Here is a 23,771-nt window from a genome sequence, read left to right as displayed (position 1 = left end):
GAACGGGCGCCGGCCTTGCTGCCGCGGGTTTCAGCCGCGCGCCGGCAAGGCCCAGGTGCTGATTGCCTGGGCTACGGGGTCGCCACCAGAGGCTGGCGTCAGTAGGACTTCGCCGGCGGCAAGCCGGCCGGTTTTTAGGATACGGGCATGGGCCAGCACGCCGCCAGGCGGCGTCTTGCGCAGGAAATTCATGGTGAGGCTGGCCGTAACCGCGTCAGCATTGCCTGTGGCGCCAACCACGGCCGCATACAGGGCAAGGTCTGCCAGGCCCATTAGCATGGGGCCAGCAATCATGCCGCCCAGCCGTTGATGCGTATCGCGTTCGGGAAGCCGCAGTGTTGCGGTTCCGTGGCCAATCTCCATGATATCTGCACCAAGCACCGCGGCAAACGGATGATGCGACAGCAGCAGCGCCTGAAAGCCTTCGACGGTAATGGCCGGGTCGGGGGCGGTGGGCGAGGAGGTAGTCATGCTGGGTAATCCGATAGTGACACGTTATGCGACATAGTACACTTGAGAAGATTTTGTTGGATTGCTGGGAGCGCTCCATGAGAAAAATGCTCATTGCCGGTTTATTTGTGGCCGGCAGTCTTCTGTTTGTGCCTGCGGCATTCAGTGCCACAGGCTCGGTGCTGCTTGCGCAGGCTGGACATGCGCATGGTGACGGCGCAGGCATGCAGGCCATGCCGGGGCACGGATCCATGCAACATGGCATGTCTTCCGAAGATTCGAACGCCAAGGTCTCCGACACTGTGGAGGTAACCGGCTGCTGGATACGCGCGCTGCCGGCGCCGGCGCCTTCTGGCGGATACTTTGTGGTGCATAACCATGGCAAACAGGCCATCAAGCTCACGGGCGCCAGATCCGCCACATACGGCATGGTCATGCTGCACAAGACAACCGAAAAGAACGGTATGAGCAGCATGTCCGAGGCGGGCGATATCACCATTCCCGCAGGCGGCTCGCTGGAGTTCAAGCCCGGCGGCTACCATGCCATGCTCGAAGACGCGACACAGGCGCCCAAGGTCGGGGATGCAGTGACGCTGGATCTGCTCTTTGATGACGGCACGAAGGCCAGCGCCCAGTGCGAGGTGAGGCCCGCGAACGCCCGCGTGAAGTAGCAGGTATCCGTGCGTGATGCCGTGCAGCAAGCAACAGTGGCCGTCTCTCGTCGGCCTAATGTCAGATCAGCGCGTCCGTGCGCATGGCGGGGACGCTTGACAGGAATTCAAGTACTGTCTTGTTGAAGGCTCTCGGGTTCGCAAGATTCATGCCGTGGGCCGCCATGGGTATTGTTTCGCGTTGGGCGGCCGGACATGCCTGCTGCAGGGCGTCGATGCGGCTGCGGTAGCGGGATGGGCTCTGTTCTCCCCCGATCAACAGCAGCGGGCAGGGCAGCGCGGCCACGCTTTGCGGGTTCACGGCTGGATGGGCTTCCTGGGCCTGCGACAGCAGGGTGGGTCCGTTGTCCCGCGCCATCGACTTGAACCACGATGTCATTTGGCGCCATGTTCCTGCGCCATTGACCGCGTCAACAAAATTCGACAAGGCGGACTCCACTTCACCGCGCTCCAGCCATTCCGCAACATCGCTATGCAGCGATACGCGCTGGGTTTCACCGGTGAGCCGAAAGCCCGGATCGGCGAGCGCCAGGCTGCGCACGAGGTCGGGAGCCTGGAAGGCAAGCTCCAGCGCCACCTGCGCGCCGCGGGAGTGCCCCAGAACATGCACGCTGCCGCCAGGCGCCATCTGCCGGATAAGCGCAACCATGTCCTGAGCATGCCGGGCAATGCTGAAAGCGGGATCTGGATGTGCCTGGGCATGCGGCCAGTAGCCGCGCAGGCTAGGGGCAAGTACATGATAGCGTTCGCCAAGCGCGGGATATTGCCAGCGCCAGTAGCGATAATCGCACAGAGATCCATGGATGAGCAGCAGAATCTCGCCCTGGCCGGACTCTGCGTAGTGCTGGCCCCCGCCCTCCTGGGGCCAGACGTGATCCTCGGGGGGAAACGGCATTATTGCAGCAGCTTCAGCCGGCTTCTTGCGGTTTCCGCAGCCGATGTGTCAGGATAATCCTTGACGATGCGCTGCAGGCTGGCCTTGGCACCCTTGACGTCGTTCAGTTCGATCTGGCTGGCAGCGATGACCAGCAGGGCGTCAGGCGCCCGAGGGTCGTCGGGCGTGTCGCGCACCATTTGCTGCAGGCCTTGTATGGATTCCTTGAAATCCTTGCTGGCGTAGCGGCTGCTGCCTTGATAGAAGCGGGCCTCGGGGGCAAGCTGGCTGTTCGGATAGGCCTGCAGGAATTGGCCGAAGCTGCTTGCGGCTTCCTTGTATTTGCCTGCGCGGAACAGGCCCATAGGCGTTTCAAAGGCCGCTTGCTCCTGAGGGTCGGCGACCTGCGGCGTATTGCCGCCAGACTGATCAGTGCTGGAGCGCTGCTCCAATTGCTGTTGCCAGTTCAGTTGTTCGAGCTGGCCGCGCATCTTTGCCATTTCCTGCTGCAGCATTTCGATCTGGTCCGCTTGTTGCAAGCGGACGCGTCGGCTTTGCTCAGTCAACTTGTTGACTTGTTCACGCAGCTCGAGGATGGCTCTGCGCGCCTCGTCGTCGGAAAATGCAAACGCCGGTGTCACGAACATGGCGGATAGCGAGAAGGCGGTGCTCAGCACAAGTGTGCGCAAAGGCAGGGAATAGGCGCTCATTATCGGTTCCGTCAGATTAAAAAAGGCCGCGGCGGGAGCGCCGCCGCGGCCTGGCTTACCCACTCATGGATATTAACGCTGATAGACGATGTCCGCACGACGGTTTTCGGCATAATCGGCTTCAGTGTGGCCGGTGGCGCGCGGACGCTCCTCGCCGAAGCTGACAGCCTCAACCTGGTCGCTGTTGACGCCCAGCAGGCTCATCATGCGGGCGACGGCCTCCGAACGGCGCTGGCCGAGCGCCAGGTTGTATTCCGCGCCGCCCCGCTCGTCGGCGTTGCCTTCGACACGGACCTTTTGTTGCGGATGGCTGGACAGGTAGGAGGAATGCATCTCTACCATGCTGCGGTACTGCTCGGGCACTGTGTAGCTGTCAAACTCGAAGTAGACAGAACGCTGTTGGGCCAGCGGGCTCTGGGGATTGAACGGATCCATGACCTGTCCGGTCGATGCACCCGATCCACTACCCATGCCCGTACCCGAGCCGTTCGCGGATTCGTCCAGTGGTACCGAGCTGCAGGCAGCAAGGGATGCTGCAAAGGCTGCGATGGTAAGACATTTTGCGATGCGCGAGCTCATTTTGGTTCCTTTTGAAAGAGTCACACGAAAAATCAATTGATGAAGGGTCCCCATGTCGGTTCACGGACCTTGCCATTCAGGGCGGAAAGCGTTTGACGAACCCGCCCATCTATCGATGTCACGGCCAGTACACTGCGGCCTCCTTGTACCGAACTATAGAGAACCTGCATTCCGTTGGGTGCAAAGCTGGGTGACTCGTCATCGGGTCCGGCGGTAAGCAATTGTTCGTTGCCAGCCCCCATGTCCTGCATTGCAATTCGGAAAGCTCCATCTCTTTGTGTAACGTACACCAGCTTGTTACCGTCAGGCGAGACTGCGGGTGAGATATTGTAACTGCCGCTGAAAGTAAGGCGTTGCGCGTTGCCGCCGCCGACGGGAACCTGGTATATCTGCGGATTTCCGCCACGATCACTGGTAAATACCAGCGATCCGCCGTCGGGCGTGTAGACGGGTTCAGTGTCGATGAGAGGGGAGCGCATGACACGGCGCAGATTGGAGCCGTCGGCATTGATTGTGTAAATTTGCGATATGCCGTCGCGAGAGAGCACGATGGACAACTGCTGGCCGTTTGGCGCCCAGGCCGGCGCGCTATTGTTGCCCTTGAAGTTTGCCAATGGCACCCGGTTTCCCGTGGCCAGGGTCTGGACATAGACGACGGGTTTGCCAAGCTCGAAACTGACGTAGGCCAGGCGTTTCCCGTCTGGCGACCAGGCGGGAGAAATGATGGATTGCTGCGAACGCAGCATGACTTGGGGATTCTGGCCGTCGGCATCAGCAATTTGTAACTCATAGGTGTTGCCTCGCTGCAACACGTACGCTATCCGTGTGGAAAACACACCACGCACACCCGTGATTTTCTCATAGATGCGGTCGGCAATCTGGTGAGAAATGCGGCGGAGCTCTTTTTCGTTGCCTGCAAACGCCACGCCATCGAGTTGTGTACGGCGCACGGAGTCCACGAGGCGGTAGTCCACCTTGAATTGTCCGCCGGTCTGGGAAATAGAGCCATAGGCCAGGTAGTCGGCTCCGCGGTTGCGCCAATCGTCGTAGGCGATGGAGCTGTTGACATCCAGGTTGGCTCCGGTTGCGTTGATGAGCTTGAACTGCCCGGATCTCGTCAGGTCGGCGCGGATGACTTCACCCACCGCTTGCCCGTGAGGGTCGCCGGTGAAGTCGGCAATGGCGATGGGATACTGCGTCGCCCCCACGCCCGATATGTCCACGCGTAACTGGGCCTGGACGGGCCGTGTGGCAAGCAAGCCCGCCGCAGCCATGACCAGACCGCAAGCCAGCGCCCGCCAGCCCTGCCTGACTGTTGCGCGATTAAATGAAATGACAGCTGCCATAACGGGTATCTCCTGTTAATCGTACATGCGGTAGTCGCCCTCGATCTCCGAAGGATACTTGCCCGATGATGGTTTGGGGAAGGGCGAACAAGCCCGCAGCCCCTTCAACACCGCATCATCGAAGCGAGAGTTGCCGGAAGACCTGCGCATGTCCACGCTCGTGACAGTACCATCCGATGCCAGTCGTACCCTGTATTTTACAGTCGGGTTGGACGATCCACGGCGCGGCGGTACGTTATAGATGACATTGGGCCGCACACATGCGCGGACCTTGGCGGCATAACCGCCATCCCCGCCGCCACCGCCCGCTTGGTTGCGGTCTGCGTTGCCAGTGGGTATGCCGGCGGCCCCCAGCGCGTCGCTGCGCATGGCTCGACGCAGCGCTTCGCGTTTCTCCGCGGCGGCTTTTTCGGCAGCGGCTTTGCGTGCGGCTTCTTCCTTGGCTTTTTTCTCTGCGGCGGCCTTGCGCGCGGCTTCTTCCTTGGCCTTCTTTTCGGCGGCAGCCTTTTTCTCAGCTTCTTCCTTGGCCTTCTTCTCGGCAGCAGCCTTTTTCTCGGCTTCTTCCTTGGCCTTCTTCTCGGCGGCGGCCTTTTTCTCAGCCTCTTCCTTGGCCTTCTTTTCGGCAGCAGCCTTCTTCTCGGCTTCTTCCTTGGCTTTTTTCTCAGCGTCTTCCCTGGCCTTGCGTTCGGCTTCCTGCTTCGCCTTCAGCTCGGCCTCTTCGCGCGCCTTTTGCTCTGCAGCCAGGCGCTCCTGTTCAGCTTTTTTCTCAGCCTCTTCTTTGGCTTTCTGCTCCGCAGCCCTTTCTGCGGCAAGCGCCTTGCGTTCTTCCTCTTCTTTTTTCTCGCGCTCTTCGCGTGCCTTTTCCAGCGCGATGTCAGGGTCGACTTCAGGCTCGGGAGCCGGCTCGGCGGCCTCGGGCGGCGCCGGTGGTGCGGGCGGCGGCGCGGGTTCGGGCTCAGGCTGCACTTCGGGTTCAGGCTCGGGTTGCGGTTGAGGCTCCGGTTCCGGTTCCGGCGTGGGCTCTTCAGGCTGAGCCTGTTCAGGCGCCGGCTGTGTTTCGGGTTGTGTTTCAGGTTCGGCGGAGGTGGGCGTCGTGCCGCGCGCCCAGAGCTCCACTTGCACGGGATTGGGTGTCTTGGGTGAGGACACGAACCCGATCAGCATGAAAATGAGAAGGGCGGCATGTATGCCTACCGCATAACCAAGAGAGCGGCGTTCGTCGCGCTGCTCCGGGGTGAGGTGCTGCCTGCGTGTGCGCTTCAGATTCATCGCCTTAACGCTGTCCAGCGGGCTTGCCGGCCTGCGGCGCAGTCTGGCTTGATGCTGCGCCTGCGTTGCCTGCCGCATCCTGGGTGCCGGCCTCGCTGGCCGCTTCCGGATTCTGGTCCACCAGCAAGCCTAGGCGGGTGATGCCGCTGCCGCGCAACTCGTCCATGACTTTCATGACGGTTTCGTAGGGAACACGGCCGTCCGCCGCAATGACCACGGGCGTTTCGGGTGTGGTCATTGACTGCAGCTCAGCCACGAGATTGGCGCTGTCCACGGGTTGGAATTCGGCGCCCGCCTCGCGGACGCGCACAGAGATGGCGCCATCTCTGTCCAGTTGAACCTCCACCGGCTGCACTTCGATCTTGGATGCCTGTCCCACGGTGGGGAGTTCGATCAGGCCAGGCGTGATCATGGGCGCCGTCACCATGAAGATGACCAGCAGCACCAGCATGACGTCAATGTACGGGACGACGTTGATTTCGTTGTTCAGGCGGCGCCCGCGTCCGCGCCGCCCTCCGCGTACCGATGCCATCATTGCACCTGACGCTGGAGAATGTTCAGGAATTCATCGACAAAGCTGTCGAAGCGGGTGGCCAGGCGATCAATTTCATTGGTGTAGCGGTTGTAGGCGATCACTGCGGGGATGGCTGCAAAGAGACCGATGGCCGTGGCGATGAGCGCCTCTGCGATGCCGGGCGCAACGGCCGCCAGCGTGGCCTGTTGCATGGAGGACAGGCCGATGAACGCATGCATGATGCCCCATACTGTGCCAAGCAGCCCGATGTAGGGGCTGACCGAACCGGCCGACGCGAGAAAGTTCAGGTGCGATTCCAGGCCGTCCATTTCGCGTTGGTAGGCGGCGCGCATGGCGCGGCGGGGTGCGTCTGTCAGCGTGTCCTTGCTGGCCTGGTTGCGCCGCGCCTTGATGAATTCCGTCATGCCGGCGTCGAAGATACGGGCCAGCGCACCATGTTCGGCGCGTCGCGACGTAACCGCCTGCTGGAGGACGGACAGGTCGCCGCCCGCCCAGAAATCGTCCTCGAACCTGCGCGTCTGCTCGTTAGCGCGTTTCAGCGCCGAGTGCTTGCTGAAAATATAGGTCCAGGACAGTATTGAGATGCCGAGCAGCACCAGCATGACAAACTGGACGGGAATGCTGGCGTTGGTCAGTAATGAAAGCAACGAGATGTCGCTGGTGGCTTGCATGGTCAGTTCTTGGCCTTTTCCAGTATGGATCTGAGTTCACGGGTAAACGCCGCGGGACGATGGTCTTGGGCGCGCACGCAACATACTTGGATGACGCCCTCGCACAGCAGTTCCCCGCCGCGCATGACACTCTGCCGGAAACGAATCGAGGCAGGGCCAAGGCGCGCGATGGCGCTGTGTACGACAAGCAGATCATCGAGCCTTGCCGGCTTGCGATAGTGTAATTCAACGTCCTTGACAACAAATATAAGCTGTTCCCTGGCGGCAAGTTCGGATTGGTTCACACCCAGGCGGCGTAGCCATTCTGTTCTGGCACGTTCAAAGAACTTCAGATAGTTGGCATAGTAGACGACGCCGCCTGTATCGGTATCCTCGTAATATACGCGAATATTCAGGTGGTCAGGCATCCCGATTGTGTCAGGCGACATGAGTTTCGTTAAGTGGTGTGACATCCGTGCACGGAGCGATTGTATTGCTATAGAGAGGAGAGCCGGGCCATCACCTGCGCCACGGCGTCGTCGGGCGCTATCCTGCTCGCCTCGGCTTCCCGGCGTGCCTGGACCTCCACGATGCCGTCCTTCAGCCCCCGATCCCCCACGGTGATGCGCAGCGGCACGCCGATCAGTTCCCAATCCGCAAACATAATGCCGGGGCGCGTATCGCGGTCGTCCAGCATGACATCCACGCCACGCTCCTGCAGTGCATCATGCAGCGCCTGGGCCGTGTTGCGAACCGTTTCACTTTTATGCCAGCCCATTGGACAGATGACCACCTCGAAAGGCGCGATGGCGCGCGGCCAGATAATGCCTTTCCCGTCATGGTTCTGCTCGATGGCGGCTGCCGCGATCCGGCTGATGCCGATACCATAGCAGCCCATCTGCAGCAGGGCCGGTTTGCCGTCGGTTTCCAGGAAGGTGGCGTTCATGGCCTTGGAGTACTTGTCCCCAAGAAAAAAGACATGCCCGACTTCGATACCGCGCTGTATGGCCAGTGTGCCGCCGGCCGGATCGGGGTCGCCCGCAACGACGTTGCGCAGATCCGCCACTTCATCGGGCTCGGGCAGGTCGCGTCCCCAGTTGATGCCGGTATAGTGATAGTCGGCTGCGTTGGCGCCGCATATGAAGTCGCTCATGTTGGCGACAGTGCGGTCGGCAATGACCTTGACCGGACGCGTCGTATTGACAGGCCCCAGATAACCGGGAACGCAGCCGAAAGTCTCCTGGATTTCCGTTTCGGTGGCAAAGCGGAATCCCGCCTCCAGCCCAGGCACCTTGCTGGCCTTGATCTCGTTGAGCTCATGGTCGCCGCGCAGCAGCAGCAGCCAGATTGCGGTTTCGCGGGTCTCGGCGTTTTCCGTGGCAAGAACGATAGACTTGACCGTATCGGTTAGCGGCCTGTCCAATTGCCGAGCGACCAGCTCGCACTTGGCTGCGCCGGGGGTGGACGCCTTGACCATGTCTTCCCGTGGCGTTGCGCGCTCGGCCAGCAGGCAGGGGGCTTCGGCCAGTTCCATATTGGCGGCGTACTGCGATTCGGGGTTATAGACGATCAGATCCTCGCCGGTATCGGCAATGACCTGAAATTCATGGCTGCGCGTGCCGCCAATGGATCCCGTATCGGCGGCCACAGCGCGGAACTCGAGGCCAATCCGGGAGAAAATACGCATATAGGCGTCGTACATGGCATCGTAGCTGCCCTGTGCGGACGCTTCATCCCTGTCGAAGGAATAGGCGTCCTTCATGGTGAACTCCCGGCCGCGCATCAGGCCGAAGCGGGGCCGCCGCTCGTCGCGGAACTTGGTCTGAATATGGTAGAAGTTCAAGGGCAGTTGGCGCCAGCTGTGAATTTCATTGCGAGCAATATCCGTGATCAGTTCCTCGGAGGTGGGCTGGAGAATGAAATCGCGCTGGTGTCTGTCCTTCAGGCGCAGCAGTTCAGGCCCATATTGCTCCCAGCGCCCCGATTCGTACCAGAGCTCAGCGGGCTGAACCATGGGCATGAGCAGCTCTATGGCGTCGGCCCGGTCCATTTCCTCCCGGACTATGCGTTCAATCTTGTGCAGAACCCTCAGCCCAAGCGGCATATAGGTATATATGCCGCCAGCCGCCTTGCGGATCATGCCGGCGCGCGTCATGAGCTGGTGGCTGATGACTTCGGCCTCGGCAGGCGCTTCTTTTAGGGTATTGATGTGATACTTGCTTGCTTGCATGGTGAGGATCTCTGCAGATACGTATAATCAGTGGTAATTGTATTGAATTCGCTTTGAGGTGGCCCATGCTTGACCGTGAAGGCTACCGTCCTAATGTCGGCATTATCCTCGTAAATCAGAAAAACGAGGTTTTCTGGGGTAAACGCATCCGTGAGCACGCGTGGCAGTTTCCGCAAGGAGGCATCAAGTATGGGGAAAGCCCCGTGCAGGCCATGTATCGCGAGCTTCACGAAGAGGTTGGCTTGCTGCCGGAGCACGTACGCATATTAGGCCGGACACGAGAATGGCTGCGTTACAACGTACCGAATAACTTCATTCGGCGCGAGTCGCGTGGCCACTATAAGGGGCAGAAACAGATCTGGTTTTTGCTGCGTATGCTGGGGCGCGATTGTGACGTCAGCTTGCGCGCGAGCGACAGTCCCGAATTCGACGCCTGGCGCTGGAGTCCGTATTGGGTTCCTCTGGATGTCGTCATCGAGTTCAAGCGCGAGGTCTACACCCTGGCACTGAACGAACTGTCGAATATTCTGTTTCGTCGCGGGCATGAATCCCGCTATCTGCGTCAGCGCGTCCAGGGTCATCGTCTTCAGGAGGCACGGGCCGACGATCAGCGTAGTACAAAGCAGTCGGCAGCCTCTCTTTCCGGCAAGAGCCATGCGCGTACTGTTGGTTGAAGACGAGCGCGACATGGCGGCATGGCTCGAAAGAGCACTGGCACAAAGCGGTTTCCTCCCCGAGCACGCCCATGACGCTGCGATGGCGGAAAACCTGATGGCGGCAAACGATTATGATGCCATCGTCATGGACCTGCGCCTGCCGGACAAGCACGGCCTTGTGCTGCTGCGGGAGATGCGCAATCGGGGCGATGTCACGCCGGTGCTCATCCTGACGGCGCAGGGCGCGCTGCAGGATCGCGTACGTGGACTGAATCTGGGCGCCGACGACTTTCTCACCAAGCCCTTCGCGCTTGAAGAACTCGAAGCGCGCTTGGCTGCGCTCGTGCGCCGCAGCAGGGGAAGACAGGCTCCGCACATGCGCTGCGGCTCCCTGGTTTACGACAGCGAAAGCCGGGCCTTCTCGCTTGATGGCGTGCTGCTGCACCTGACTCCGCGCGAGCACGCCGCGCTGGCCGTGCTCATCACGCGCAGCGGAGCCCCGGTGGAGAAGAATCAGCTCTACAGCCGCGTATTCGATCATGACAGTGATACCAGCCGGGACGCCATTGAGGTCGTCCTGCATCGACTGCGCAAGAAGCTCGCGGGCAGCGATGTCCATATCGTCACCGTGCGCGGCCTGGGGTATATGCTGGAATGCGCCGGCCAGAGCGCCTGAGGCTGGCTTTCCATGCGGCCTATCTCATCACGGTCCCGCACGCCGCGCGGCAGCATGCACTTCTGGCTGCTGGTGTTGTTGATTCCAGGAACCATCACGCTGCTGCTCGTGGACAGCTGGAACGACTATCGAGCATTGAGCAAGGCCACTCGCCAGGTCTACGATAGCGCCTTGCTGGAACCCGCCCGCGTACTTGAGACCAGTATCGAGTTCAATGCCGACGGCACCCTGCGGTTGGATCCGCCCTTTTATGCCCAGGTGATGCTCGAGTCACGCGCGGGCAATCGTAAATATTATCGGGTCGAGGAAATCACGCCACCGGTGAGCAGATTGGCGGGTGTTTCTGGCAACAGCATTCACGGTACGACCTTGCTTGGCATGGAAGGATTGCCGCGACCCGACGCGCTTGCACGCAAGGAGGGCATGCCTGTTTTCTACAATGGCATGTACCGCAATGACGAGCTGCGCATGGTGGCGCTCTGGCGTGATTTGCATTACGAGGGTGAGCACAGGCAAGTGTTGGTTCTCGTGGGTGAAAGCCTCGACATGCGGCTTCGGATGCGTCAGGAAGTCTGGCGCGAGGGGCTGTTTCGGGATGGTCGCATGCTTCTGCTCGCGGTGCTGCTGGTCTGGTTCAGCGTCGAATGGGCCTTGCGGCCCTTGCTGCACCTGCGGCGGGAAATCAAGGCGCGGGATGTCGATAACCTGATGCCGCTGGATGTCGAGCAGGTGCCACGCGAAATCGTTCCTTTAGTGCGTGCGGTGAATCACCACATTGAGCTTTATCGCCAGGTTCTGGGCAAGCAGGCGCAATTCCTGGCAGATGCGTCCCACCAGTTGCGTACGCCGCTGGCCATCATGCGTACGCAGGCGCAATATGCGTTGCGCGAGCCGGATATAAATCGTGTGCGTGAAAGCCTTTCCGCCATCGTGCGCCAGCTTGGCCAGACTTCCCGGTTGACTGAGCAGCTGCTGTCACTCGCGCATGCCAGCCGCACGGATGTTGGCCCGCAGTACCGCATCGACCTGAACGCGCTGGCGCGAGAGGTCGTGCTGCAGTACCTGCCTCTGGCGCGTGAAAGACACCAGGATCTGGGTTGGGTGGATTGTCGGGACGGGGCGGGGAACGAAGCCCTGTCGGGTGTATGGGTGCTCGCCAATGACGCGGAAATTCATGAATCCGTTGCCAATCTGGTGCACAATGCCATCAACCATTCGGGGGACGGCAGCACGATTACGGTATCCGCGGGCGTGGAAGGCGATAAGGCCTGGATCAGTGTATGCGACGATGGCGTGGGCCTGCACCCGTCATTGCGCGAAAGTGTATTCGTTCGTTTTGATCGGGGCGATCCTGCACGGAAAGGTTCACGTGGAAGCGGATCGGGATTGGGGTTGGCTATTGCGCTGGTCTATGCGCAACGCAATCGAGGCACGATAGTGCTGAAGGACGGCGATCCGTCTCCAGCGGGCGGCGTGGGGCTCTGTGCCATGCTGCACCTGCCGCGGCAGGACACAGAGCCTGGCCAGTCAGCCTAGCCGCTTGATCAGGCTGGATGTATCCCAGCGGTTGCCGCCCATTTTCTGCACGTCGGCATAAAACTGATCCACGAGCGCCGTGACGGGAACGCGCGCGCCATTGCGCCTTGCCTCGTCCAGCACCAGTCCGAGATCCTTGCGCATCCAGTCCACAGCGAAGCCGAAATCGAACTTCCCTTCCACCATGGTGACGCCGCGATTTTCCATTTGCCAGCTCTGCGCGGCACCTTTGCTGACGACCTTCAGCACTTGCGACATGTCCAGCCCTGCTGCCTTGCCAAATGCGATGGCTTCCGACAGGCCTTGTACCAACCCGGCGATGCATATCTGATTCACCATCTTGCACAACTGCCCTGAGCCGGGCTCGCCCAGCAGGGTGACCGCTTGAGCAAAATGCAATGCCAAGGGCCTGATCGCGTCGAAGTGCGCCTGTTCGCCGCCGCACATGACAGTGAGTACGCCGTTGACAGCGCCGGCCTGGCCGCCGGATACCGGTGCGTCCACAAATCCCACTTCTTTTCCGGCCGCCTGCGCATACAGCTCGCGCGCTACTTCGGCCGATGCGGTTGTATGATCCACAAAGATCGTACCTGCCTTCATGCCTGCCAGCGCGCCCTCGTCGCCTAGCACCACGCTGCGCAGATCGTCGTCATTTCCGACGCAGCAGAAGACGATTTCGGCTTCCTGGGCGGCTTCGCGCGGCGTGCGGGCAGCCTTGCCACCGAATTCCCGGACCCAGTCCTCTGCCTTGGAGAAAGTGCGGTTATATACGGTGACAGCGTGTCCCGCCGCGGCCAGGTGGCCTGCCATGGGGAAACCCATGACACCCAGGCCCAAAAAGGCGACGCGACGGGCAGGTTGAGAATCATAATCCCTGGCTGAGATGGAAGGCATTGCGTTGTTCTCCGTTCAGATTGTGCGCGAGCACGCGGTGTTGAGGTTGTCCACAAGATTAACGCATGCATGGCGCAATATAAAAATGCCAGCCCGCAGGCTGGCATTTTCACGGGAGTGATGAAGCACCCCAGTGACGGCGCGTTCAGGCGGATCAGTCTTCGTCGACGAAGGCCTCTTCGCGCTTCTTGCGGATGGAGGGCAGGGCAACGAGCACGATCAGGATGGCCGCGGCCACCAGCAGCCACATGGACAGCGGACGCGTCACAAAGGTGGTGAAGTCTCCGCGGGCCAGCAGCAGCGCGCGCCGGAAGTTCTCTTCCATCATGGGGCCAAGCACCAGGCCGAGCAGCAGCGGTGCGCCCTCGCACTTGAGCTTGCTCCAGATATAGCCCACCAGGCCGAAGGCGGCGGTCATGTAGATGTCGAACACATTGTAGTTCAGCGTGTACACACCGATGGTGCAGAACACCAGGATGGCCGGGAACAGAATGCGGTAAGGCACGTTCAGCAGCTTGACCCACAAACCGACCAGCGGCAGGTTCAGGATCACCAGCATCAGGTTGCCTATCCACATGGACACGATCATGCCCCAGAACAGATCCGGGTGGCTGCTCATGACCTGCGGGCCGGGCTGGATGTTGTGGATCATCATGGCCCCGATCATCAGGGCCGTCACGGCGTTGCCCGGAATGCCCAGCGTCAGCAGCGGAATGAAGGCCGCCTGCGACCCGGCGTTGTTGGCCGACTCGGGGCCGGCCAGACCGGCCGGGTGGCCCTTGCCGAAGCGCTCGGGATTCTTCGAGACCTTCTTCTCCATGGTGTAGGAGGCAAAGGACGAGAGCACGGCCCCGCCGCCTGGCAGAATGCCCAGGCAGCAGCCGATGGCCGTGCCGCGCACCACCGCCGGCCAGGCCTCCTTGAACTCCTGCTTGTTCGGATACAGGGTGCCGACCTTGCTGGTCAGGTTCACGCGCTTGTCGCGCAGCTCCAGGTTGCTCATGATTTCGGCAAAGCCGAACACGCCCATGGCCACCGCGGCAAAGTCGATGCCATCCTGCAGTTCGGGGATACCGAAGTCGTAGCGGGCCACGCCCGAGTTCACGTCGGTGCCGACCATGCCCAGCAGCAGGCCGAGCAGAATCATGCAGATGGCCTTGGGCAGCGAACCCGAGGCCAGCACGACGGCGCCGACCAGGCCCAGCACCATGAGCGAGAAGTATTCGGCCGGGCCGAACTTGAAGGCCACTTCGGCCAGCGGCGGCGCAAAGCCGGCAATGACGAGCGTCGCCACACAGCCTGCGAAGAAGGAACCCAGGGCTGCGATGGCCAGCGCTGCGCCGGCCCGCCCGTTGCGGGCCATCTGGTGGCCATCGAGCACAGTGACCACGGCCGAGGTCTCGCCCGGCAGGGCGACCAGGATGGCGGTGGTCGAACCGCCATAGGCGGCCCCGTAGTAGATGCCGGCCAGCATGATCAGGCCGGCCACTGGCGGCAGCACATAGGTGATGGGCAGCAGCATGGCGATGGTGGGCACAGGGCCGATGCCCGGCAGCACGCCGATCAGGGTGCCCAGCAGACAGCCGAGCAGACAATAGGCCAGGTTCTGGACCGACAGGGCGACTTCGAAGCCCAATAGCAAATGATCGAGTATTTCCATTGTTTCAGCGCCCTTTAATTTCCGATGAAGCTGGGCCACAGCGGGAAGATCAGGCCCAGGCCCTTGATGAAGGCCAGCCAGACAAAGATCACCATGAACAGGCCGCTGATGATGCTGACTTTCCAACTGTGTTCATAGCTGGCCAGGCTGGACAGGACAACGAGCAGGAATACCGAGATATAGACGCCGACATAATCGAGAATGATGCCGGTCAATGCCACGGAGCCTATGACAATCAAGGAGATCATCCAGTCGAACTTCTCGAGTTGGGTTTCCTCTGTTTTTTCAGACAGGGCGCCGAAGGTAATGATCAACCCCAGCACGGCCAGCAGGATGCCGAGCCAGAAGGGAAAATAGCCGGGACCCATGCGGGCGGCGGTACCCATGGAATACTGTGTGGCGCCGAGCGCGAAGCCTGCGCCCAGTACCACGAACATGATGCCGGACCAGAAGTCCTGCTGATTTTTTATCCGCATGGTGATGATATCTCCCTCTTCTGCAGAATGACCGATTACACTTTTCGGGATGCGTGAAGCAACTAACGCCACGGCATTGCCGCTGTCGTTAACCCCAAAAGGTGAGGAATGGTAATGTTTTGGTTGTGGCCTGAAAACCCCGATTTCCCCGCATTGGTCTAGGGTTTACCCGAGAAACTGTCTTTTTTTTCCTAACAAGATGGTAATAAACCGACTTGGAAGTGCAGATTGAAAGAAGATTGAAAGGTACTGGAAAGACCGGTGAAAGGTTATGATAGGTGCTTGTTTTTTTAACCCCGCGCCCGGCCGGGATGGTTTACGATAACGCCCATGTTGCAAGATCTCGATTCTCTCGCCGCCCGTATTGGGCAACTGGTGCAATTCACGCGGCAGCTGCAAAGCGAGCGTGCCACCTTGCAGGCGCGGCTCAAGCAGTTTGAACAGGAGCGCGATGCGTTGCGCGATCAACTGCATCGACGCGAAACTGAGTTTGCCGACATGGCCGAGCAGCGTGCCGGACACGAAGCGCAATTCGATGCTCTCCGTGCGGAGACGCAGGCCGTGCAGGGACAACTGCAGTCCGAAGTATCCCGCTACCGCACAGATTACGAAACAGTCCGCCAGCAGTTGGAGGCCAGCCAGGCTGAAACACAGCGTCTGCGACAGGCGGCCGAGCATGCGCGCGGACAGATCGATTCCATTCTTGTGCGCCTGCCGGGCGCCCCTCAGGAGTAACAGGCATGGAACGCATTGATGTTTCCATACTCGGGCGCGATTATTCCCTGGCATGTCCCGCCGATGAAAAAGAGGCGCTGCTGGCGGCAGTGCGTCTTGTCGACCAACGCATGCTTGGCGTCAAGGGCAGCGGGAAAATTTCCAGCAACGAGCGCATTGCGGTCATGGCTGCCATCCAGATTGCCAGCGAACTGCTCTCCATGCGCGCGCCCGACGGCCCGCTAGGTGGAGTTGCGCTTGGCGATTTCAAGCGTAAAATTGACTCCATGAACGATTTGCTGGATCAGGTTCAGCCTCCCGTTCAAGCGCAGCGTTAGTTCTGCGTATATTGTTTTCGGCATGCGCGGTTCGCCGCGTTGCCAACCGTTTGTCCCTGCCGTGCGCGTGACTTGGCCATACATTCCTTGAACCAATGTCTTTTGGCATAGGTTGCTGGATTGACAAGTAGGAGCGATTGCCACTCCGTGTGGCGAACCCGAAGCTTGACTGAAGGCGACCACCTTGAACCTCAGGTTCCAGGATGCCGGCCTAGACGGCATACGCGGGGCAATTCCAAAAAGCCCGTCTTCGGACGGGCTTTTTCCTTATAAGGCGCAAATATGTTTCTTTCCCGCAGAAAATGTAATTGGCTGTTGGCCATGTTCCTGTGCGCTGGCGCTGCGATGCAACCGGCCCTTGCGCATGATGCCCATGAACATCAGAAAAACAAATGGCCGCAGGCAGCCTTGCAGGCGCAGGCGGTTGCCGAAGTGGCTCAGGACACGGTCACGATCACGCTTGCAACCGAGATCAGCGATGCCTCTCAGGCCGCTGTGGCGCAGCAGCTCAGCAAGGCGCTGGATGATGTCATGGCCCAGGCCAAGGCTGAAGGCAAGGACAAGGTCAAGGCAAGTTCAGGCAATTACCGCATCTGGCCCATGAGCGACAAGGATGGCAAGATCAGCAACTGGCGCGGCCGCGCGGAAATCATTCTGAAGTCCACCGATTTTGCCGCGGCGTCGGATCTTGCATCGCACCTGAGCGACAGGATGCCCATTGATAATCTGGATTTTTCCGTATCCCCGCAGGCCCGTTCGGAAAAGGAAGCCGCTTTGCTTCAACAGGCTGCCCAGGCCTTCAAAGACCGGGCCCAGGCATTGGCGACGGCGTTCGGCTACGATCGCTATGACATTCGGCAAATCGACCTGAGCGGGGAAGGCGCGCGCTATGAGGTCGCATCAGCGCCGCAGCGCATGAGCTTTGCCGCAGGCGCCGCCGCCAAAGTGCCGCTTGAGGCGGGCACCGAAAAAGTTATTGTGTCGGTGAACGGTTCGATTTTCTTGCGCTCAGATAAAAAATAAGCGCGCCGGCCAGTACCATGGGCAGCGACAGGAGCTGCCCCATGGAAAGGTCCGCGAACAGCAAACCAAGAAAGGCGTCTGGCTGGCGGGTGAATTCGACCAGAAACCGCAGCAAGCCGTAGCCCATCAGGAATACGGCGCTCACCTGGCCCGTGGGGCGCGGTTTGCGGGCAAACCACCATACGACTGCAAACAGCAGAAAGCCCTCCAGGCACATTTCATAAAGCTGCGAGGGATGGCGAGGAATGCCATCCTGCGTCTGGGGAAACACCATGCCCCAGGGCAGCGTGGTGGGACGGCCCCATAGCTCGCCGTTGATGAAGTTGCCAAGGCGTCCGGCGGCCAGGCCCAGGGGGATGAGCGGCGCGACGAAGTCTCCGATTTCGAGCAGCGTCCTACCCCGCGAGCGCGCGAAAAGAAACAGCACGACCAGCACGCCGATAAGGCCGCCATGAAACGACATGCCGCCTTGCCACAGGTAGAAGATCTCGATGGGGTGTGCAAGATACTCATCGGGCTTGTAGAAGAGCACATAGCCCAGCCTGCCGCCCACGACCACACCCAGTACGCAATAGAAAATAATATCTTCCAGATCGCGCGTGGACAGATCCGTCTTGCCATGCTGTATGCGCCACCGGCCAAGTATCCATACCAGTGCGAATCCGACCAGATACATGATGCCGTACCAATGCACGGCCAGAGGCCCGATCTGAAGCGCGATGGGATTGAAGTCGGGATAATGAAGCATATGGGTGTCGTCCTGTCTCGATATCGCCGATAATAGCGTGTTCCATGAATGATGACGATGCAGCTTAATCGAATGACGCCTCGACAATTGTGCTACACGCTTTTCACAGGCTTGGCCATGGCCTGTCTTTGCGCCGCGGCGGCGCCGGCCGCGGCGCAGACCACCGGCATGGATCTGGCCAAGGCCCGCAACTGCATGGGCTGCCATCAGGTGGACCGCAAGCGGGTTGGGCCCGCCTTTACCGTCATCGCGCAGCGTTTTGCGGGGAGCCAGGGCGCACGGGATTATCTTGCCGGCGTCATCCGCGGCGGCAGTCGAGGCAGCTGGGGGCCAGTGCCTATGCCGGCGCAGACCCAGGTCAGTGAGTCCGAAGCACAGCAACTGGCGGCGTGGGTGCTGTCTCTGGCGCAAGCGTCGGACGATGGCGCGCCTGCCGCCACCGCGAAATAACTCTGGAGAAATGTATGTCTGAATCGATCGTACTGGGTGGTGGCTGTTTCTGGTGCACGGAATCGGTCTTCAAGAATCTCAGAGGTGTCGTATCGGTCGTGCCCGGTTATGCGGGAGGCCATGTCGATAACCCTTCCTACGAGCAGGTATGCGGCAAGCAGACCGGACACATTGAGGTCGTGAAGGTTGAGTTTGATCCCGAAGTGCTCGACCTGCGCACACTGCTGCAGGTCTTCTTTGCCACCCATGACCCCACCACGCCTGATCGCCAAGGCGCAGATGTGGGGCCGCAATATGCGTCGGCGGTATTCTGCGGCTCAGACAGCCAGAAGGCCGTGGTCCGGGACACAATCGACCAGGTGCAGGCCGAGCTGGGCGAAGCTGTCGTGACCAAAGTGCTTGATGCCGGCCCGTTCTGGCAGGCTGAAGCCTACCACCATGATTACTACGCGCGTAACCCATATCAAGGATATTGCCAGGCCGTAATCTCGCCCAAGCTCGCCAAATTCCGCAAACAATACGCAGAACTATTGCGCACCTGAGGTCAGGTCGTTCAGCTTTGCGCGGCGAGCCCGGCGGTGCGCCAGTTGCCTCTGTTTGTCAGCCAGGCCAGCAGTGCCACGATCAGCAGCGTCACCGCCAGGCGGCCGACCAGAATCACCCAGATATTTGCACCCAGCGCCAGCAAGAGCAGGGTGTCTTCGATAAGCGAGTGGGAAAGCGACAGCCACGATAGCGCAAGAAAGCGGGTTCGTGCCGGAAAGTTTTGCTTCTCCGATTCTTCGATGATCAGCGCCCCGCCGTAGGTCAGGCCCAGCAGCACGCCCACTGTGGTAACGGGCGCAACCTTGGCGTCCAGACCGGAGACGCGTAGTATGGGCATAAGCAGCGCGGTAATGCGGCGCGTGATGCCCAAGTACTGGAGCAGATCGAGCGCGGCAGCCAGCACCATAATGATAAGAAAGGTCAGTCCCATGGACCACGCCGTGGACTGCAGCCATTGCACGGCTCCCTGGCCTTGGCCGTCATGGGTGAAGGACGAACCCGTCAGCCACGCGAACGACACGCTTTCCGAGAGATGGCCGGTCAGGCGGCAGAGCCAGGTGACAAGCGCGGCGTAGAGCACGGCGGACGCCAGCCGCAGCAAGGCGGTGGCCCAGAAGCTCGCGCCAGCGCGGCGTACGATGGCTTGTTCCACGGGAATGGAATGGGCGAACAACATCATGGCGCATAAGGCGCTTACCTGCGCGGCAGTCATATCCAGGCCACCCGCCAGTCCGGCGAACGTGGCCAGCCCGCCGTAGATGCCGGTAAAGACAGTGGTAACCCAGATGATGCCCGCCTCGGCGGGCAGGCCCAGCAGCGACATTGCTGGCGCGATCAGCGCGCCGATATGATGGACGAGACCATATTGCTGTGCGATTTGCACGGCGAGCATAACCGGCACCATGACCTTGGCCACGGCCATGAACATGCGCCAGCTGCGGCGCAGGAGCGCCAGCGGATAAGATTGCATGAAGTTTCCCCGACAGCCGGCCATTATAGGCCGACGCGGCGAACTTTAATCGGCGCTTTTCAGCACGCCTCGGCGCATCTGGTCCAGCTCTATGGATTCGAACAGCGCCTTGAAGTTTCCTTCTCCAAACCCTTCGTTGCCCTTGCGCTGGATAATCTCGAAAAAAATGGGCCCTATCTGATTTTCGGTGAATATCTGCAACAGCAGGCCGCCATCGGGTGCGCCATCCAGCAGTATGCGATTTTTCTTGAGACGGCTGACATCCTCGCCGTGTCCCGGCAGCCTGCCTTCGAGCAGTTCGTAATAGGTATCGGGCGTATCCAGAAACTTTAGGCCGTTTGCGCGCAGCGCCTCCACCGTTCCATAGATGTCTTGGGTGGCCAGTGCAATGTGCTGTATGCCTTCACCCCGATAAAGATCCAGATATTCCTGGATCTGGCCTTTTTCTTCGGTGCCCTCCTCGTTGATGGGGATGCGGATGTTGCCGCAAGGGGAAGTCATGGCTTTGGATTTGACACCCGTCACTTTGCCTTCGATGTCGAAGTACCGCACCTCGCGGAAATTGAAGAGCCTTTCGTAGAACTCCGCCCATTCGGCCATGCGGCCCTTGTGCACGTTATGCGTCAGATGGTCCACCAGAGCCAGGCCCGCGCCTTGATGCGCAGCGTCGGCCTGCGCCGTTTCCGGCGTGATGGGCTCGAAATCCACGTCATAGATACTGATGTCGCCGATCCCGCCATGGCTGTCTTTCCCGTGCCAGCGATCGACCAGATAGATCAGCGAGTCGCCGATGCCCTTGATGGCGGGAATATTCAGCTCCATCGGTCCGCTGCGGGAGTCGAAGCCCCATGCTCCGAGCTCGAGCGCCCGTTTATAAGCCTTGGCGGCATCCTGGACGCGGAATGCAATGGCGCAGATCGAGGGCCCGTGCAGGCGCGCAAAACGTTGGCCGAAGGAGTCCGGCTCGGCGTTGATGATGAAATTAATGCCGCCTTGGCGGTACAGCGTGACATTCTTGTTTCTATGCTTGGCCACTGCCTTGAAGCCAAGAGTCTCGAATACCTTGCCCAGTGCCGCGGGGTCAGGTGCCGCATATTCAATGAATTCAAATCCAGCGGTGCCCATGGGATTTTCCCAGGGCTCGAATTTCATGTTCATGGCTCGCTCCAGCATGTATTTGCAATGATGCGCCGCGCAGTCCTGCAAGCCCTGTTCCGAAGGCTGGGCGGGTGGCGGTGCCGAAAACAGAATTCTAGAGAATATGGCGGAGCAGAAAATTGCAAATCTTGCTTACTGTCACCCTTGTGAGGCAATATTATTGCTTTTTATCCAGAATATAGGGTCAGAAATTATGAAAAATGATCTAGACAGGACAGACCGGCGCATTCTGACCGAGCTGCAGCGCAATGGACGGCTCAGTAACCAGGAGCTCGCGGACCGCGTTTCGCTTTCGCCCAGCCCCTGTCTGCGGCGTGTGCGTCGCCTTGAAGAGGCCGGGTATATCCGGCGTTATGCCGCCTTGTTGGATACGGACAAGATAGGGCTGAGGCTGCTGGCCTATGTATCCATACGACTGAACAAGGTATTGCGGTCCAGCCACGCCTCCATGTCGGATTTTGCCCGCGATGTGCAGGAATGGCCCGAGGTCGTCGAGTGCTATGCCATGTCGGGCGACATGGATTACCTTTTGCGCGTCCAGGTGGAGGATCTCAGCCAATTCTCCCGCTTCGCCATGGACAAGGTCATGCAGCATCCCGCCGTGGTCGACATGCGTTCCAGCTTCGCACTGCAGCGCATAAAGGAACGCGCGGAAGTGCCTGTATAGCCGGCGTCGGCATGGATTTTTGGCGGTCCGCCTGATAATCTAGGTGCATGGAGACCATGCATTACGCGACACATAAGGACAGCAAGATGTCGGACCAGGATTACGATTATGTCATTGTCGGTGCGGGCACGGCCGGCTGTCTGTTGGCCAATCGCCTCAGCGCGGATCCCGGCAACCGGGTGCTGCTTATAGAGGCTGGCGGCAATGACAACTACCACTGGATCCACATTCCAGTTGGCTATCTGTATTGCATAGGAAACCCCCGAACCGACTGGCTGTACAACACCATGCCCGATCCGGGACTGAACGGCCGCACGCTTCGCTATCCGCGCGGCAAGACCCTGGGCGGCTGCTCCAGCATCAACGGCATGATCTATATGCGCGGACAGGCGCGCGACTACGACGACTGGGCGGCCCAAACCGGCGACGATGCGTGGACTTGGGAAAACTGTATGCCCGATTTCAAGGCCCACGAAAGCCATTACCGGCTGGATGCAGCGCGGTCCAATGCGGCAAGCGAAAAATTCTTCCATGCGCACGGTGCGGCGGGTGAGTGGCGTGTGGAAAAGCAGCGGCTGCACTGGGATATTCTTGACGCCTTCGCCCAGGCGGCCCAGGAAGCGGGCATTCCTGCCACGGATGATTTCAACCAGGGCGTCAACGAAGGGGTTGGCTATTTTGAAGTCAATCAAAAGAACGGCTGGCGCTGGAATGCCGCCAAGGCGTTCCTGAGGCCTGCCTGCAATGGCCGCGCAAATTTCACGTTGTGGGTGAACACGCATGTGGTCGGGCTGGATTTCAATCCGCGCGCCGATGGCCGTATGACCTGCACGGGCGTTACCGTCCTGAAGGACGGACATCGCATCAGGGTTCGCGCCCGCAAGGAAGTCATTCTCAGCGCCGGCAGCATAGGCACGCCGCAATTGCTACAGCGTTCGGGCATCGGGCCGGCGGATATCCTGCGCCAGCATGAAATTCCCATCGTCCTGGACAGGCCTGGCGTAGGCGCGAACCTGCAGGACCATCTGCAAATCCGGACTGTTTTTAAGGTCAGCGGTGTAAAAACACTGAATACCGTGGTCGGCAGTCTTTGGGGCAAGGCGCTGGTGGGGCTGGAATACGCCTTGCGCCGCACCGGACCCATGAGCATGGCGCCATCGCAGTTGGGCGCTTTCACGCGCAGCGACCCCGGCCGGGCGCATCCCAATATTCAGTATCACGTGCAGCCGCTCAGCCTCGAGGCTTTCGGCGATCCGCTTCATACCTTCAATGCCTTTACAGCCAGTGTGTGCAATCTCAATCCGACTAGCCGCGGATCGGTGCACATACAGGGCCCCGGCCATAATGACGCGCCGGCCATTTGCCCCAACTATCTGAGCACGGACGAGGATCGCAAGGTGGCTGCCGATTCCCTGCGTGTCACGCGAAATATCGTGGCCCAGCCAGCGCTGGCCAAGTATCAGCCGCAGGAATACAAGCCCGGTGTCCAGTATCAAACAGAGGAGGAACTGGCCCGGCTGGCGGGAGATATCGCCACCACCATTTTCCATCCCGTGGGTACGGCGAAAATGGGCAAGGCTGACGACCCCATGGCCGTGGTTGATCCGCATTTGCGCGTTATCGGTGTCACCGGGTTGCGTATTGTGGATGCCAGCATCATGCCCACCATTACCAGTGGCAATACAAACAGCCCAACATTGATGATTGCCGAGAAGGCTGCACGCTGGATATTGTCCGAGCAGGCCTGACAGCGCGGCGCTTGCGCCCGCGCCGCGACTGCGGGCGGGGCATTGCCGGGCCGCGCCCCGCGGGCATTTGACCCCGCGCGCATCTAATTTTCTTTTTGCCGGCCGTAGCGGGCGGTGTGGCGCAGCCTGCGGCGTGGCGCCCGATGGGGCGCGTGTGGGCGGGCCCCGGGGGGCGCGCGCCGGTGTGGCAAGGGCGG

General features: G+C 60.3%; 27 protein-coding genes and 1 other RNA gene. 12 read left to right on the top strand and 16 right to left on the bottom strand.

Annotated features, from left to right (window positions below; genetic code table 11):
* Nucleotides 1–30: 30 nt before the first annotated feature.
* Complete coding sequence (locus tag ERD78_RS09925; RefSeq protein ID WP_129969161.1) at nucleotides 31–471, bottom strand: PaaI family thioesterase; 441 nt, start codon at nucleotides 469–471, stop codon at nucleotides 31–33.
* 77 nt (nucleotides 472–548) lie between these two features.
* On the opposite strand from ERD78_RS09925, the gene ERD78_RS09920 reads away from it, so the two are divergent.
* Nucleotides 549–1,121: a copper chaperone PCu(A)C gene (locus tag ERD78_RS09920; RefSeq protein WP_167668903.1), complete on the top strand. Its 573-nt coding sequence runs from the start codon at nucleotides 549–551 to the stop codon at nucleotides 1,119–1,121.
* 61 nt (nucleotides 1,122–1,182) lie between these two features.
* Here ERD78_RS09920 and ERD78_RS09915 read toward each other — a convergent pair whose 3' ends face one another.
* From ERD78_RS09915 to ERD78_RS09875, 9 genes are all read right to left on the bottom strand, one after another.
* Nucleotides 1,183–2,016 carry an alpha/beta fold hydrolase gene (locus ERD78_RS09915; protein ID WP_129969159.1) on the bottom strand — a complete coding sequence of 278 codons (834 nt, stop codon included), beginning with the start codon at nucleotides 2,014–2,016 and terminating at the stop codon, nucleotides 1,183–1,185.
* A complete protein-coding gene (gene ybgF / locus ERD78_RS09910; RefSeq protein WP_129969158.1) occupies nucleotides 2,016–2,705 on the bottom strand; it encodes a tol-pal system protein YbgF in 690 nt (229 codons plus the stop codon). The genes ERD78_RS09915 and ybgF overlap by 1 nt, the downstream gene beginning before the upstream one ends.
* 72 nt (nucleotides 2,706–2,777) lie before the next feature.
* On the bottom strand, nucleotides 2,778–3,284 hold the full coding sequence (gene pal, locus ERD78_RS09905) for a peptidoglycan-associated lipoprotein Pal (protein WP_129969157.1): 507 nt from the start codon (nucleotides 3,282–3,284) through the stop codon (nucleotides 2,778–2,780).
* A 32-nt stretch (nucleotides 3,285–3,316) separates the two neighbouring features.
* Nucleotides 3,317–4,558 (bottom strand): Tol-Pal system beta propeller repeat protein TolB, encoded by a 1,242-nt coding sequence (gene tolB, locus ERD78_RS09900; protein WP_245152457.1) that lies wholly within the window; start codon nucleotides 4,556–4,558, stop codon nucleotides 3,317–3,319.
* Nucleotides 4,559–4,645: 87 nt separating this feature from the next.
* Entirely contained in the window at nucleotides 4,646–5,899 is a 1,254-nt protein-coding gene (tolA, locus tag ERD78_RS09895) for a cell envelope integrity protein TolA (protein ID WP_129969155.1), read from the bottom strand.
* Between the two features lie 4 nt (nucleotides 5,900–5,903).
* The gene (locus ERD78_RS09890; protein ID WP_129969670.1) at nucleotides 5,904–6,431 is read right to left on the bottom strand and encodes an ExbD/TolR family protein; all 528 of its coding nucleotides are present in this window, start codon (nucleotides 6,429–6,431) and stop codon (nucleotides 5,904–5,906) included.
* Nucleotides 6,431–7,105 carry a protein TolQ gene (tolQ, locus tag ERD78_RS09885; protein ID WP_129969154.1) on the bottom strand — a complete coding sequence of 225 codons (675 nt, stop codon included), beginning with the start codon at nucleotides 7,103–7,105 and terminating at the stop codon, nucleotides 6,431–6,433. Before tolQ ends, ERD78_RS09890 begins: the two co-directional genes overlap by 1 nt.
* Nucleotides 7,106–7,107: 2 nt before the next feature.
* Nucleotides 7,108–7,533: a tol-pal system-associated acyl-CoA thioesterase gene (gene ybgC / locus ERD78_RS09880; protein WP_245152418.1), complete on the bottom strand. Its 426-nt coding sequence runs from the start codon at nucleotides 7,531–7,533 to the stop codon at nucleotides 7,108–7,110.
* Between the two features lie 47 nt (nucleotides 7,534–7,580).
* On the bottom strand, nucleotides 7,581–9,314 hold the full coding sequence (locus ERD78_RS09875) for a proline--tRNA ligase (protein WP_129969153.1): 1,734 nt from the start codon (nucleotides 9,312–9,314) through the stop codon (nucleotides 7,581–7,583).
* A 65-nt stretch (nucleotides 9,315–9,379) separates the two neighbouring features.
* Between ERD78_RS09875 and ERD78_RS09870 the strand changes: the two genes are divergently transcribed.
* The 3 genes from ERD78_RS09870 to ERD78_RS09860 are packed head-to-tail and all read left to right on the top strand — an operon-like array spanning nucleotide 9,380 to nucleotide 12,182.
* Nucleotides 9,380–9,988, top strand: a complete 609-nt coding sequence (locus ERD78_RS09870) for an RNA pyrophosphohydrolase (protein ID WP_167668902.1) — start codon at nucleotides 9,380–9,382, stop codon at nucleotides 9,986–9,988.
* Complete coding sequence (locus ERD78_RS09865; protein WP_129969152.1) at nucleotides 9,969–10,646, top strand: response regulator; 678 nt, start codon at nucleotides 9,969–9,971, stop codon at nucleotides 10,644–10,646. Before ERD78_RS09870 ends, ERD78_RS09865 begins: the two co-directional genes overlap by 20 nt.
* 12 nt (nucleotides 10,647–10,658) lie before the next feature.
* Nucleotides 10,659–12,182 carry a sensor histidine kinase gene (locus ERD78_RS09860; RefSeq protein WP_129969151.1) on the top strand — a complete coding sequence of 508 codons (1,524 nt, stop codon included), beginning with the start codon at nucleotides 10,659–10,661 and terminating at the stop codon, nucleotides 12,180–12,182.
* Here ERD78_RS09860 and ERD78_RS09855 read toward each other — a convergent pair.
* From ERD78_RS09855 to ERD78_RS09845, 3 genes are all read right to left on the bottom strand, one after another.
* Entirely contained in the window at nucleotides 12,174–13,076 is a 903-nt protein-coding gene (locus ERD78_RS09855) for an NAD(P)-dependent oxidoreductase (protein ID WP_129969150.1), read from the bottom strand. The two genes, ERD78_RS09860 and ERD78_RS09855, sit on opposite strands and share 9 nt — an antisense overlap.
* A 154-nt stretch (nucleotides 13,077–13,230) precedes the next feature.
* Nucleotides 13,231–14,736 carry a tripartite tricarboxylate transporter permease gene (locus ERD78_RS09850; RefSeq protein WP_129969149.1) on the bottom strand — a complete coding sequence of 502 codons (1,506 nt, stop codon included), beginning with the start codon at nucleotides 14,734–14,736 and terminating at the stop codon, nucleotides 13,231–13,233.
* A 14-nt stretch (nucleotides 14,737–14,750) separates the two neighbouring features.
* Nucleotides 14,751–15,212, bottom strand: coding sequence for a tripartite tricarboxylate transporter TctB family protein (locus tag ERD78_RS09845; protein ID WP_129969148.1), 462 nt, complete (start codon nucleotides 15,210–15,212; stop codon nucleotides 14,751–14,753).
* 330 nt (nucleotides 15,213–15,542) lie between these two features.
* On the opposite strand from ERD78_RS09845, the gene ERD78_RS09840 reads away from it, so the two are divergent.
* From ERD78_RS09840 to ERD78_RS09825, 4 genes are all read left to right on the top strand, one after another.
* A complete protein-coding gene (locus tag ERD78_RS09840; RefSeq protein ID WP_129969147.1) occupies nucleotides 15,543–15,947 on the top strand; it encodes a hypothetical protein in 405 nt (134 codons plus the stop codon).
* 5 nt (nucleotides 15,948–15,952) lie between these two features.
* Nucleotides 15,953–16,264 carry a cell division protein ZapA gene (locus tag ERD78_RS09835; RefSeq protein ID WP_129969146.1) on the top strand — a complete coding sequence of 104 codons (312 nt, stop codon included), beginning with the start codon at nucleotides 15,953–15,955 and terminating at the stop codon, nucleotides 16,262–16,264.
* A 50-nt stretch (nucleotides 16,265–16,314) separates the two neighbouring features.
* A non-coding RNA gene (gene ssrS / locus ERD78_RS09830) (6S RNA) lies at nucleotides 16,315–16,499 on the top strand.
* Between the two features lie 110 nt (nucleotides 16,500–16,609).
* Entirely contained in the window at nucleotides 16,610–17,287 is a 678-nt protein-coding gene (locus tag ERD78_RS09825; RefSeq protein ID WP_245152417.1) for an SIMPL domain-containing protein, read from the top strand.
* On the opposite strand, the gene lgt is transcribed toward ERD78_RS09825, so the two are convergent.
* Complete coding sequence (lgt, locus tag ERD78_RS09820; RefSeq protein ID WP_129969144.1) at nucleotides 17,238–18,035, bottom strand: prolipoprotein diacylglyceryl transferase; 798 nt, start codon at nucleotides 18,033–18,035, stop codon at nucleotides 17,238–17,240. The two genes, ERD78_RS09825 and lgt, sit on opposite strands and share 50 nt — an antisense overlap.
* Nucleotides 18,036–18,152: 117 nt before the next feature.
* Between lgt and ERD78_RS09815 the strand changes: the two genes are divergently transcribed.
* Both ERD78_RS09815 and msrA read left to right on the top strand, forming a co-directional pair.
* Complete coding sequence (locus ERD78_RS09815; RefSeq protein WP_129969668.1) at nucleotides 18,153–18,485, top strand: c-type cytochrome; 333 nt, start codon at nucleotides 18,153–18,155, stop codon at nucleotides 18,483–18,485.
* A gap of 14 nt (nucleotides 18,486–18,499) precedes the next feature.
* On the top strand, nucleotides 18,500–19,027 hold the full coding sequence (gene msrA, locus ERD78_RS09810) for a peptide-methionine (S)-S-oxide reductase MsrA (RefSeq protein WP_129969143.1): 528 nt from the start codon (nucleotides 18,500–18,502) through the stop codon (nucleotides 19,025–19,027).
* A gap of 11 nt (nucleotides 19,028–19,038) precedes the next feature.
* Here the strand turns inward: msrA and ERD78_RS09805 are convergent, their stop codons facing one another.
* Nucleotides 19,039–20,001 (bottom strand): nucleoside recognition domain-containing protein, encoded by a 963-nt coding sequence (locus tag ERD78_RS09805; RefSeq protein WP_129969142.1) that lies wholly within the window; start codon nucleotides 19,999–20,001, stop codon nucleotides 19,039–19,041.
* A gap of 45 nt (nucleotides 20,002–20,046) precedes the next feature.
* On the bottom strand, nucleotides 20,047–21,159 hold the full coding sequence (hppD, locus tag ERD78_RS09800; RefSeq protein ID WP_129969141.1) for a 4-hydroxyphenylpyruvate dioxygenase: 1,113 nt from the start codon (nucleotides 21,157–21,159) through the stop codon (nucleotides 20,047–20,049).
* 193 nt (nucleotides 21,160–21,352) lie between these two features.
* On the opposite strand from hppD, the gene ERD78_RS09795 reads away from it, so the two are divergent.
* Together ERD78_RS09795 and ERD78_RS09790 are read left to right on the top strand one after the other, a co-directional pair.
* Nucleotides 21,353–21,826 carry an Lrp/AsnC family transcriptional regulator gene (locus tag ERD78_RS09795; RefSeq protein WP_257216532.1) on the top strand — a complete coding sequence of 158 codons (474 nt, stop codon included), beginning with the start codon at nucleotides 21,353–21,355 and terminating at the stop codon, nucleotides 21,824–21,826.
* A gap of 86 nt (nucleotides 21,827–21,912) precedes the next feature.
* Nucleotides 21,913–23,574, top strand: coding sequence for a GMC family oxidoreductase (locus ERD78_RS09790; RefSeq protein WP_129969140.1), 1,662 nt, complete (start codon nucleotides 21,913–21,915; stop codon nucleotides 23,572–23,574).
* Nucleotides 23,575–23,771: the final 197 nt, after the last annotated feature.

The organism is Allopusillimonas soli, from assembly GCF_004153445.1.
Classification (GTDB): domain Bacteria; phylum Pseudomonadota; class Gammaproteobacteria; order Burkholderiales; family Burkholderiaceae_B; genus Allopusillimonas; species Allopusillimonas soli.
The sequence above is the reverse complement of the archived record's forward strand: the minus strand, read 5'-3'. Positions and strand labels throughout refer to the sequence as shown.